Annotated in this window: 8 protein-coding genes and 2 pseudogenes; 5 read left to right on the top strand and 5 right to left on the bottom strand. The window is 55.4% G+C overall.

The genetic code is table 11. The features are described from left to right. The first annotated feature begins 313 nt into the window (after positions 1-313). From J2Z75_RS26060 to J2Z75_RS26050, 3 genes are all read left to right on the top strand, one after another. Entirely contained in the window at positions 314-2,611 is a 2,298-nt protein-coding gene (locus J2Z75_RS26060; RefSeq protein ID WP_234937573.1) for a bifunctional diguanylate cyclase/phosphodiesterase, read from the top strand. A gap of 78 nt (positions 2,612-2,689) precedes the next feature. Continuing rightward, complete coding sequence (locus J2Z75_RS26055; RefSeq protein WP_407692819.1) at positions 2,690-3,586, top strand: amino acid ABC transporter substrate-binding protein; 897 nt, start codon at positions 2,690-2,692, stop codon at positions 3,584-3,586. 40 nt (positions 3,587-3,626) lie between these two features. Continuing rightward, positions 3,627-4,526, top strand: a complete 900-nt coding sequence (locus J2Z75_RS26050; RefSeq protein ID WP_209856415.1) for an amino acid ABC transporter substrate-binding protein — start codon at positions 3,627-3,629, stop codon at positions 4,524-4,526. A 349-nt stretch (positions 4,527-4,875) separates the two neighbouring features. On the opposite strand, the gene J2Z75_RS26045 is transcribed toward J2Z75_RS26050, so the two are convergent. From J2Z75_RS26045 to J2Z75_RS26030, 5 genes and pseudogenes are all read right to left on the bottom strand, one after another. Continuing rightward, complete coding sequence (locus tag J2Z75_RS26045; protein WP_209856414.1) at positions 4,876-5,277, bottom strand: response regulator transcription factor; 402 nt, start codon at positions 5,275-5,277, stop codon at positions 4,876-4,878. Between the two features lie 4 nt (positions 5,278-5,281). After that, positions 5,282-5,785 carry a sensor histidine kinase gene (locus J2Z75_RS29755; protein ID WP_407692821.1) on the bottom strand — a complete coding sequence of 168 codons (504 nt, stop codon included), beginning with the start codon at positions 5,783-5,785 and terminating at the stop codon, positions 5,282-5,284. Between the two features lie 15 nt (positions 5,786-5,800). Next, a pseudogene (locus J2Z75_RS29750) lies at positions 5,801-6,439 on the bottom strand (PAS-domain containing protein); the annotation flags it as partial. A gap of 436 nt (positions 6,440-6,875) precedes the next feature. Next, positions 6,876-7,124: a hypothetical protein gene (locus J2Z75_RS26035; RefSeq protein ID WP_209856413.1), complete on the bottom strand. Its 249-nt coding sequence runs from the start codon at positions 7,122-7,124 to the stop codon at positions 6,876-6,878. A 106-nt stretch (positions 7,125-7,230) separates the two neighbouring features. Continuing rightward, positions 7,231-7,368 carry a DUF3102 domain-containing protein gene (locus J2Z75_RS26030; protein ID WP_209856412.1) on the bottom strand — a complete coding sequence of 46 codons (138 nt, stop codon included), beginning with the start codon at positions 7,366-7,368 and terminating at the stop codon, positions 7,231-7,233. A 216-nt stretch (positions 7,369-7,584) separates the two neighbouring features. On the opposite strand from J2Z75_RS26030, the pseudogene J2Z75_RS26025 reads away from it, so the two are divergent. Further along, positions 7,585-8,408: pseudogene (locus tag J2Z75_RS26025) on the top strand (nickel-binding protein). A gap of 678 nt (positions 8,409-9,086) precedes the next feature. Beyond that, a complete protein-coding gene (locus J2Z75_RS26020; protein ID WP_209856410.1) occupies positions 9,087-9,518 on the top strand; it encodes a MucR family transcriptional regulator in 432 nt (143 codons plus the stop codon). Positions 9,519-10,250: the final 732 nt, after the last annotated feature.

Raw genomic sequence — 10,250 nt, 5'->3', positions numbered from 1 at the left:
CCTCGGTGCGAGCATATAAGAAGGCTTGGAGCCCAAGAGACGCAGCGAGGTTTATGCTCGAGCAAGAAGGTCAGTTCGACCAACGGCTGCTGATGAAATTCTTCCATAGCCTGAGCATTTGACCTTGCTGCGTCTCAGCAAAAACAAAGATTATATCGCTCGCTCCAAGGGTCGAAGGCGCAGCTTTAGCCGATGCCGATCCGCAGCATCCTTACCTTCATCCGCACCTCATCTTCCAGTCGACAATCACCCGCTGGCTCAATCAATTAGAAACCTCTCTCAACTATCCTTTGCAAATGGCTGACATTACACGTTGATTGGCGCTCGCTTGATGACTGTTGACATGCACCAAGCACAAGATCCCGCAAGATTGAAAGAAGTCTCCAGTCGGGGTGACGATCGGTTGGAAGGCTGGACTTCGGCCTTCGCGTTGACGACTGCCTGGAAACGGTCGCTGCTGTTCAAGATGATTGTCGTTTTTCTCGCCGGCATCATGCTTGCGTACAGTGTCGGCGCACTTGTGGGTTGGTCGATGTTCGTCGATTCAGCGAAAGAGCAGTGGAAGAATCAGGCACGCATCAACACGCAGATTGCCAGCGCCACTTTGCGCAACATCTATACTTATATCGCCATCGAAACAGATCAGGGTGGTCAGGTGGAGCGCATCGTCACCAGCCAGCCGATTGGCGACGACGATTCCATCCTCTACACAGGTTTCAACCCGACGGATGTGCTGGCACTGATTACCGCACAAACCAAGAACGACACTTGGCTGTTGCGTTATGACGCAGAAACCCGAGCTTTTGTCGATGTTGCGACCTCTTCCGGTAGCTCAGCGGCGGGCGGCGGTTTCGTCGCTCCGAACGAGCCGCTCTTTGTCGGCGACGCCATCAAGGGGCGCTTTGCGATGGGCTTTGCAACGATCGGGGGCGAAAAGCACTATATCGGTCTGCTGCCGATCGTCGGTCCGGACACCGCCATTCTCGGCGTGGTCGCGATGAGCATCGGCAAGGCTACAAACCTCAACCGCGCGCAGGATGAGTTGGTTCGCAATTCGCTCTTCATATTGCTGACCATTCTCCTCCTTACTGGCGTGCTAGCCACCGTCATGGCAAAGCGCCTCTTCAGGCCGGTGCCTGCCCTCGTTCAAGCCACACTGCAGATCGCCAGCGAAGTCACGGACAAGGTAACGCCTTTCCAGGATCGCAGCGATGAAATCGGTGATTTGGCAAGGGCGATTGAAGCTTTGCGCGAGGCCGTGGTCGAGCGTGGCCGTTTGCGCGAAATTCGCGATATGGCTGTCAAACTTGAACATATGGCCCACCACGATGCACTGACCGGCCTTGCCAATCGCGCGCTGTTGATCAACACCCTCGACCAGGCGCTGGAACACATTGCCAAATCGGACGGCTTCAATGTTCTGCTGCTCGATCTTGATCGTTTCAAGGTGGTCAACGATACGCTGGGGCATGCTTGCGGCGACCTGCTTCTGACAACCACGTCGAACCGCATCACCACCGTTTTGGGTCCGGGCGATCTGGCCGCTCGCCTCGGCGGGGACGAATTTGCCATCGTGCAGCGCGTCAACCGAAATCCGGAACAGGAAGCTCGAACGCTTGCGGCGCGCTTGCTGGAAACGATCTCCTCCGGATTTTTGCTGGAGGGCCACGAAGTGGTCATCGGCACCAGCATCGGTATTGCCTGTGCCCCTGCGCACGGCACGACCGCCAGCCAGCTACTCCAGAACGCCGATCTCGCCCTCTATCGCGCGAAGGCCGCCGGCCGCGGGACGGCGATTGTCTTTGAGGAAGGCATGGACATGGTCGTGCAGGATCAGCACGCCCTTGAGATGGATTTGAAGTTCGCACTTCAGCGTCAAGAATTCGAACTGCACTATCAGCCCGTCGTCAATCTGACCACCAAAGCGGTCTGCGGCTTCGAAGCGCTTGTCCGCTGGCGTCATCCCCAACTTGGCTTGATCGCCCCCAATCGTTTCATTCCGCTGGCGGAAGAAACCGGCATCATTGTAGCGCTTGGAGAATGGGTTCTAAAGCGCGCCGCGAAAGACGCGATGGCCTGGCCCGATCAGATCAAACTTGCCGTCAATCTGTCTCCGGTCCAGCTTCGCCAGGGCAGTATCGTCGAGGCCGCCGCCGCTGCGCTCAGATCGTCGGGCCTGGCATCGTCAAGGCTCGAACTGGAAGTCACTGAAAGTGTGATGCTGGCTGGTGCCCAGAGCAGGGAGGCACTCGAAACGCTGCGCTCCATGGGCATTGCGATCGTCCTCGACGATTTCGGCACCGGCTACGCGTCCCTCAGCTATCTGGCCGACATGTCCTTCAGCAAAATCAAGATCGACAGAGGCTTCATCGCGCATCTTCCGACCCATGCCACCTCGCGCGCCATCGTCGGCGCAATCACCAATTTGGCCCGCGAACTGGATATAGAAGTCACTGCGGAAGGCGTCGAGACCGAGGAACAGTTGCTCATCCTGAAGGCAGCCGGTTGCACCCATGCACAGGGCTATTACTTTGCCCGTCCCAAGCCGATTGACGACGTTGAATGTGAATGGAATGCCAGCGTTAAACCCGCCGTCCGACCTACGCAGTGAGTAAATTGACGACACGCCAACAGCATGCTCGGGTGACGGTTCCCGCCGGATTGAGCAGATAACGATCGGAGAAGCGAATTGCGTATTCTGAATTTCACTCTGTGCATCGTGCCCGGACTTTTCCTACCGGTGGCCGCGATGGCGCAAAGTGCAGAAAGCACTCTGAAGAAGATCGCCGAAACCGGCACAGTCACACTTGGCTATCGCGAGGCAGAACCACCGTTCTCCTACAAGACGCCCGACGGCAAGATTGTCGGCTTCTCGGTGGACCTTTGCAATCGCGTGATCGCAGGCATCAAGCAGCACTTGAAACTCGACACTCTCAAAGTCGAATATGTGCTGGCAACACCGGCGACCCGTTTCATTCTCGTCAAGAGCGGGAAGGTCGATATCGAATGTGCCGCCACAACAAATAATGCCGAAAGACGCAAAGTCGTCGCCTTCTCCTATCCACATTTCCAGACCGCCACTCAGTTCGTCACGCGCCGCGAGGATGGTATTCAAACCCTGGAGGATCTTGCTGGGCGTTCGGTTGCATCTGCATCCGGCACGGTCAACATCGACCAGTTGAACACCATCAATCGCGAGAAAAAGCTGAACATCGGTGTGATGCCAACCAAGACCAATGAAGAGTCCTTCAAATTGGTCGTTTCGGGTCGGGCGTCCGCGTTCGTCATGGACGGCATCCTGCTTGCCGCCATGGTCGCCGAGACGAAGGATCCTTCGAAATATCGCCTCTCGGAGGAAACCCTCAGCAAGCCCGAACCTTATGGTCTGATGATCCGTCATGGCGACGAGGAGTTCAGATCCCTCGTGAACGCTTCCTTGAAGGAGATTTTCACCAGCCCCGAAATCGAGACACTTTATGCCAAATGGTTCACGTCGCCGATTCCACCCGATGGGATGAATCTCGGTCTGCCAATGACACCCGCCCTGAGAGACGCCTTTGCGAATCCGACGGACTATCTGGAATAGGAAGATTTTGCTGATGCGCCAGAAGTCCGGGAGAAACACCATGTCGCCACTGATACGATCTGCACTGACAGCACTTATGATATTTGCCTCCGCCGGGGCTGGATCGGCCCAAGCTCCGGAGTCAACGCTCAAGACGATCGCCGATAGCGGTGTGATCAGGATCGGCTACAGCGCCGAGGACATTCCGTTTTCCTACAGGGCGCCGGACGGCACGGTTACGGGCTATTCGACCGAACTTTGTGTCCGGGTCGTGGATCTCCTCAAGCAGAAACTTGGCCTTGCGGCACTGGCAATAGAATATGTCGAGCGCACTCCCAGCAACCGCGTTGCGATGCTGCGGGACGGGAAATTCGACATCGAATGCGTGGCGAGCACCAACAACGCCGAGCGGCGCAAGAGCGTCGCGTTTTCCTACAGCCACTTCGTCACGGGCACCCAGTTCGTTTCCCTCAAGAAAAGCAATCTGAAATCCATTGGCGATCTCGCAGGGCATACGATTGCGGCCACGTCGGGCACCACCAATATCGGCCAGCTCAACTCCATCAATCGCACGCGCGGGCTGCACATCGCTGTCATGCCCGTCGAAAGCCACACGGCCGCCTTCAAATTGGTGGCGGAAGGTCGTGCTTCGGCCTTCGTGATGGACGGTATTCTTCTCGCCGCGATGATTGCCGCCTCAGATCAACCTGACGACTATGCCCTTTCGAGCGATGCCCTCGGGCGGCCAGAGCCCTATGGTTTGATGATTAGACATGACGATCAGGACTTCAAGGATGCGGTGAACGCGGCGCTCACTGAAATCTATCGCAGCGGGGAGATCGAACCCATCTACAACAGGTGGTTCACGAAGCCGATCCCGCCCAACGGGATCAACATGCGACTGCCGATGTCAAGCGAACTGCGAGAGCTTTTTGCCGAACCATCCCGCTCCTATGACTAGCCTGGGTCAGTAGTCTCAAGGATCAAAGAGCGCCGTTCCCGCCGGAATTTTTGGCTGTACCGCCTGTCTCGCCATTGTGAAGCGACACTTCACAATGGCGAGACAGGCGGTTGCGTTCGATGCAAAGATTGAAGATCTGATCAGTGGCGCCCATGCTTGATTAGAACTCCAATATTCTGGCAGTCAGCTCTCCATCGGGCCCCTTCAGTGGGGCTCTTTGGAGCTGTGCCTCAAACTTTCGAAAGACACGGGCACACCTCCGGCCTCGCCAGATACTGCGTTAGCCGCTCTTCAAAGAGAATGATGACAGAAATCTGCAGCACGTCGGCCCGAGGCTGGGATAATGACTTTAGAACGCCCGCCCCATTTTCCGGTCATTCTCCAGTCGCGCGACGCAGCCCTGGATTTTCGCCATCAGCAAATCAAAATCGACCGGCTTGGTAAGATAATCAGCCGCTCCTGCTTTAAGCGCCGTGACCATATTGTCCTTGTCGCTCAGAGCCGTCAGGAAGATGAACGGAATGTTGGCAAGCTGCTCGTGGTTCATCTGTATTTCGGCGAACAACTGATGCCCATTCATTTCAGGCATGGTGATATCGCACACGACGATATCAGGCCAATTGCTGATGATCAGGTCGAGTGCCTGCTTTCCATTTGTGGCTTCGAGCGTAGTAAACCCGGCTTCGCTGATCTCTTCGACCAGAAGGTTGCGGATGTCGTCTTCATCTTCGACGCAAAGGATGGTGATCATGGGCTTAACCTGCTTTCGCTTCGCCGCATCCAGCGACGGTGAGCATTGGGTTGGTGATAGGAAGAGTTACGGTGAACGTGGACCCTTTGGCCTTCCGGCTTTCGAGCGAAATATTCCCCCTATGTGCCTCAACGATCTGTTTCACCAGGTTTAGGCCAATTCCCGTCCCCGCAATCCCAGTCGAACTTCTGGCACGGAAGTAGCGCTGGAACATTTTTGGCAGGTCGTCGGCATCAATGCCGACCCCTGTGTCGGTGACAGTCAGGCAGGCGCTGCCCACTTCTGAATACCCGGTTATGTAGATGTCCGGCGAAACCGGAGCATACTTCACTGCGTTTGAGATGAGGTTTGTGAACACTTGTTCCATCGCCACTGTGTCAGCAACCACAACGGGTGGGAGATTGTTAAGTTCCAAATGGAAACGGTGGGTGGCAGTAATGGATTGCTGCCGGGCAACACACCGCTCAACAATCTCCCTCAAGGAACAGGGACGGAATTCGTATGTCATGTTTCCGTGTTCGATGCGGCCCGCCGACAGGAAGCTCTCCATCAGGTCCACCATTCTCGAAACGGCGCCGCGGATAAGTCCCGCCTTTTCTTCAACTAACTCGCTCGTGATGGCATACCTGCGCCGCTGGAGGCGCTGGGCCGCACCGTCGATGATGGCGAGCGGCGTCCTGAACTCATGAGAGGTCATCGTTACGAACTGGCGTTGCAGCTCGTTGATATGCCGTTCTTGGTCGAGCAGTCTTCTCAGTTCCTCAGCCTGTCGTTCGATTTCTTCGGTGCGACGCAAGACAAGCTCCTCAAGTATTTCCTTATGTCTGAGGAGCGCCTGCTCAGCCCGTCGGTTGACGGTGACGTCGAGGTAGGTCAGAACGCTCCCGCCCCCCGGCTTTGGTGCTGATCGCATCTCGATGACCAGACCCGTTCCGACCTCGCGATCGAAGCAATGCTCCTCGAAGCGCCTGACGTGGCTGAGGCGCTCGCGCACCTTTTCTTCGGGGTCGCCGGTGCCGTATTCACCACGGCGTGCGTTGTACCGGAACACGCCTTCGAGGTTGGAGCCCACCGGAAACATCTCTTCGGACAGATCTAGCAGCTCATAGAATTTTCGATTGGTTACGAGCATCGTGAGGTCGTTGTCGAGCACACAGATACCGCCGGGAAGTTGTCGATCGTGGCATGCAACAGGCCCGTGGCATCTTCACGACCGTTGAGGGGGGTCGCGTCGTATTGATTCAACATCACCGTTTCCCAAATTAGCAATCTGTGAGATTGCCTAATCCGCGCACCCACTCTCGCCTGCGTTGTAGTCGACAGACGTTAGTTGTGTATTAAAATCGAAATAGCAACTTTAAGGATGCACCGGCCAGTGTACCTCGATGCCTTGATACCTACACCCACTCGGATATGCGGAGCGTGGCTCCCCGTGGTACGCGGCTTCGAAGGACTTAGCCGTCGAGGCCGTCGAGCAAGAGATGATGGATGCCCGCATCAAGACATCAGGGTAATAGGCTGCCATCGAGCGCTCCACCCCGCCGAACGAATAGGCGAGGTGGCTCAGTTCGTGCTCCGCAGTGTGTTTGCATCTCACATTAATGAGCCCTGGTGCCCTTGGTGGGGGTTTGTGACCCAAATGGAATATCGCGTGACGGCTTCTCGGCCAACTCCATAATGAAGTCCTCTGCTGTATCGGCCAATGCCATTGCCACGGCGGCGGGATGCCAGCCTTTTTTACAAAGTTCAATCAGCATCGAGTGGAAGGCTCTTTCGACGTCTCCTCTGCAGCGCGAACTGCTCAGGTCGAATTCAATTTCATTGGTATCGATAAAAACTTTTGCCATAAGAATTCCCCCCTTTTTATAGGGGGAAGGATGGCACATATTTAGAGTTGTGCAATCCGTTTATTAAAGAATGGTTAAATTGAATGGCCGAACATTTGGCGCCTCCTCAGCCCTTTTTGGCGAGCTTCATATACCGCTGGACCGAGTTTTCGGTCTGGCCGGACTTCTCCCGCACCCACAGCCCGAAATGGCCGTGAGGAAGCTTCGCCTTGACCTGCAGCAATCGCCTGCCGAGCTCCAACATCTCTTCCGGTGATTGATGGTCACGCGAGTTTGGCGCCGGCCAGTCTGGCTGTTAAAATAGAAACAATTCGCGCAACTCCATCGGGTCATATTTCGAGCTTGGCTACTTTTGAAAGCAGCGTCAGCAGTTCACACAAACCGAGCGGGAATCGATCGATTGCCCAAAAACCTGATTGGGCATAGACTTCCCATGGACCTGAGACCGGTGAGGAAGACGATGGCCATCTTCATGGATCGCCATGAACTCAAAGGATTTAGCGCAGCCGACGTTGCCCAGGCGCATCAGAAGGATCTCGAAGTCCAGGACGAGTACGGAGTGAAGTTCCTGACCTACTGGTTCGACCATCAGCGCGGCACTGCCTTTTGCCTGATAGATGCTCCGGACAAGGAAACCGCTCAATGCGTTCATCGCGTTGCACACGGCTATGTTGCCGGCGAGGTTGTCGAGGTGGCCATATCGGCGGTTGAGGCTTTTCTCGGCCGGATCAGCGATCCCGAACCTCTTACCGGAAATACGCAAGATAAGGACTACGCACACCGAGCGATTATGTTCACGGATATTGTCGGGTCGACTGAAATGACCTCCCGCCTCGGCGACCTCATGGGTACAGAGCTTGTCAGGGGGCATGATTCCATCGTCCGAAGGTGCCTAAAAGGATGCGGCGGGAGCGAGGTCAAACACACTGGCGACGACATAATGGCGTCCTTCGTATCCACCACGCAGGCCGTTGATTGCGCTACCGCCATTCTTCAGGAGTTCCTGCTTACGACCGAGGCAACACCGAGCCCATACACATTCGGATCGGCATCGATTGCGGAGAACCCGTCGAGGACAGCAACGATCTTTTTGGCAGGACAGTTCAGCTAGCTGCCCGTTTATGCTCGGCGGCCTCGACCGATCAGATTCTTGTTTCGGAGAATGTGCTCCGGAATCAGCACAGCAGCGCTATTTTTACAGAAATCGAACAATTGCAGCTCAAGGGGTTCTCTATGCCGGTACCTGCGTTCGAATGCGCGTGGGCCAGAGCGGTCGGCATTTAAGGACACATTCTCTCCTAACGCGCCGATCTGCATGGGGATCGACTAAGGTAGACCGGCAGCAGCACTTCATGAAGATGTAAAGCGCGACCGAAAGTCGGCACCAGCTGAATGCACCGTTGTTGAAATGATGGGACAAAGAAGACGCCGAAGAGTATGTGGACGATCTGATCCTGGAATACATCCATCGCAGAAAAAGTCCGGCTGCTGCACTCTATCGTTACAATCCGCGACATGCGCAACTTTGTCGGAATACCGACCAGTGGAACCCTGGCTGATGCAGCGCTTGATATAGGCACGGTAGCGGCGTCAATCGATCAGGGACCAAACCAAGGCGTCCGCGCTGTTCTACTGGCATCAGCCGGGCAGATCCGGGGTTTGCGGTTCCCGATGGATTTCAGGATTGGGGTGATCATAAAAGACGGCTCGAGACACTAGACTTGTCGACCTGTCTTTTACCCTTGGTGGGCAGTGTACTGGGTACGCGCGAAACGCTATTGCTACGCGCACCTCACTTCTCTCCCACCCCACTCACCCGCATCGGTGGGTTTCCTTTTGCCGGAGCAACCGATCCCCGGCAATTTTTCAAATATCCGCAAAAGCTAGATTTCGCAGTTGATTGCCAGCGGACAAACCGTAGGTGTCAATCGACAAATGATCGCTGTAGGGCTTGGAGAACAAATGCTGAAGATAGAACGCAAAGAAGCCAGCCGTCTTGTTGGGCTAACCACGGGCATTGTTTCCGCTTACGTGCAGAAGCATATCGTTCCGGCTACAGGGCTTGCTGAGTTAATTGCCGGCGTGCACGCAGCCTTGGAAAACACGCAGCTCGCGGATGTTGTGACGCTGCCGGTATCACTTCCCGAAAAACAGAAGCCTGCAGTTCCGATCCGGAAGTCGGTCACCGATGCATTCATCATCTGTCTGGAAAATGGCAAACAATTCAAATCGATGAAACGCCACCTCGCCACCAGCTACAATATGACCCCTGATGAATACCGCGCGAAGTGGGGGTTGCCGGACGATTATCCGATGGTAGCCCGAGCCTACGCCGAGAAGCGGTCCCAACTCGCTCGGGATATAGGTCTTGGGCAGAAGCGCACGAAGGCGTAACGGAGTGCTGTGGCAAAAGCGGCGGAATTTAACCTATTACATCCGCCTCTCACCGGATCCGGAGAGAGCGAACGAGATCGACGAATACGCGGCTCCTCCACATTCAGATAGTCGTGGGTGCCGTCCTGCTGGATCCCGGTACCTTCGTTGAATGTGAAATGAACGCGCAAACAGTCCCCTTTTCTGAATGATGACGGTTTAGGATTTGCCCACGCCAGCTACGAAGCCGAGAATGCCACCACGAATACTGCCGCCCAGATAAGGGCGGATATTTCAGCGGCCAACAAAAAACCAAAAGCGCTTTCGCTCATGAGATCCTCCTCAGGCAACCTCCATTGCCTTGAGGAAACTATACGGGATGGCCAACGATTTCGCTACCCCTTATAGAATGGATGACCCTTTCAGATCTTGGCTCTCATCATACGCAGAGAAACTGCCGTGTCAGTCAACGATGATCAAGGCAGCAATCGCTTGAATCAAAGTATTTCTTGGCGCTAGCTCAGTGTTCTGATCACACCAAAACATGTGGGCCAGTGCTCAAACACGAATGACCGCGGTCAACAGGTACGACGAGGCTATGTACCCGGGAATCGGTGGCAGCTCGCTCCAGTCCTCACCGGGTTGGAGTTTGGACAATCGCCCAAGTTGCGTGTTTTAGCGGCGAGTGTTAAAAGAAGAACTTCACGGATGGCCGTGACCGAGCCGCGCTCACACGCTCTCTGAGAGAGCGAG

Origin of the sequence: Rhizobium herbae (assembly GCF_017873135.1) — a bacterium.
Classification (GTDB): domain Bacteria; phylum Pseudomonadota; class Alphaproteobacteria; order Rhizobiales; family Rhizobiaceae; genus Pararhizobium; species Pararhizobium herbae.
The sequence above is the reverse complement of the archived record's forward strand: the minus strand, read 5'-3'. Positions and strand labels throughout refer to the sequence as shown.

Coding starts and splice junctions, on each gene's coding strand:
- J2Z75_RS26050 (WP_209856415.1), top strand. CDS start 3,627: ATGTCGCCACTGATACGATCTGCACTGACAGCACTTATGATATTTGCC.
- J2Z75_RS26045 (WP_209856414.1), bottom strand. CDS start 5,277: ATGATCACCATCCTTTGCGTCGAAGATGAAGACGACATCCGCAACCTT.
- J2Z75_RS29755 (WP_407692821.1), bottom strand. CDS start 5,785: ATGACATACGAATTCCGTCCCTGTTCCTTGAGGGAGATTGTTGAGCGG.
- J2Z75_RS26035 (WP_209856413.1), bottom strand. CDS start 7,124: ATGGCAAAAGTTTTTATCGATACCAATGAAATTGAATTCGACCTGAGC.
- J2Z75_RS26030 (WP_209856412.1), bottom strand. CDS start 7,368: ATGTTGGAGCTCGGCAGGCGATTGCTGCAGGTCAAGGCGAAGCTTCCT.
- J2Z75_RS26020 (WP_209856410.1), top strand. CDS start 9,087: ATGCTGAAGATAGAACGCAAAGAAGCCAGCCGTCTTGTTGGGCTAACC.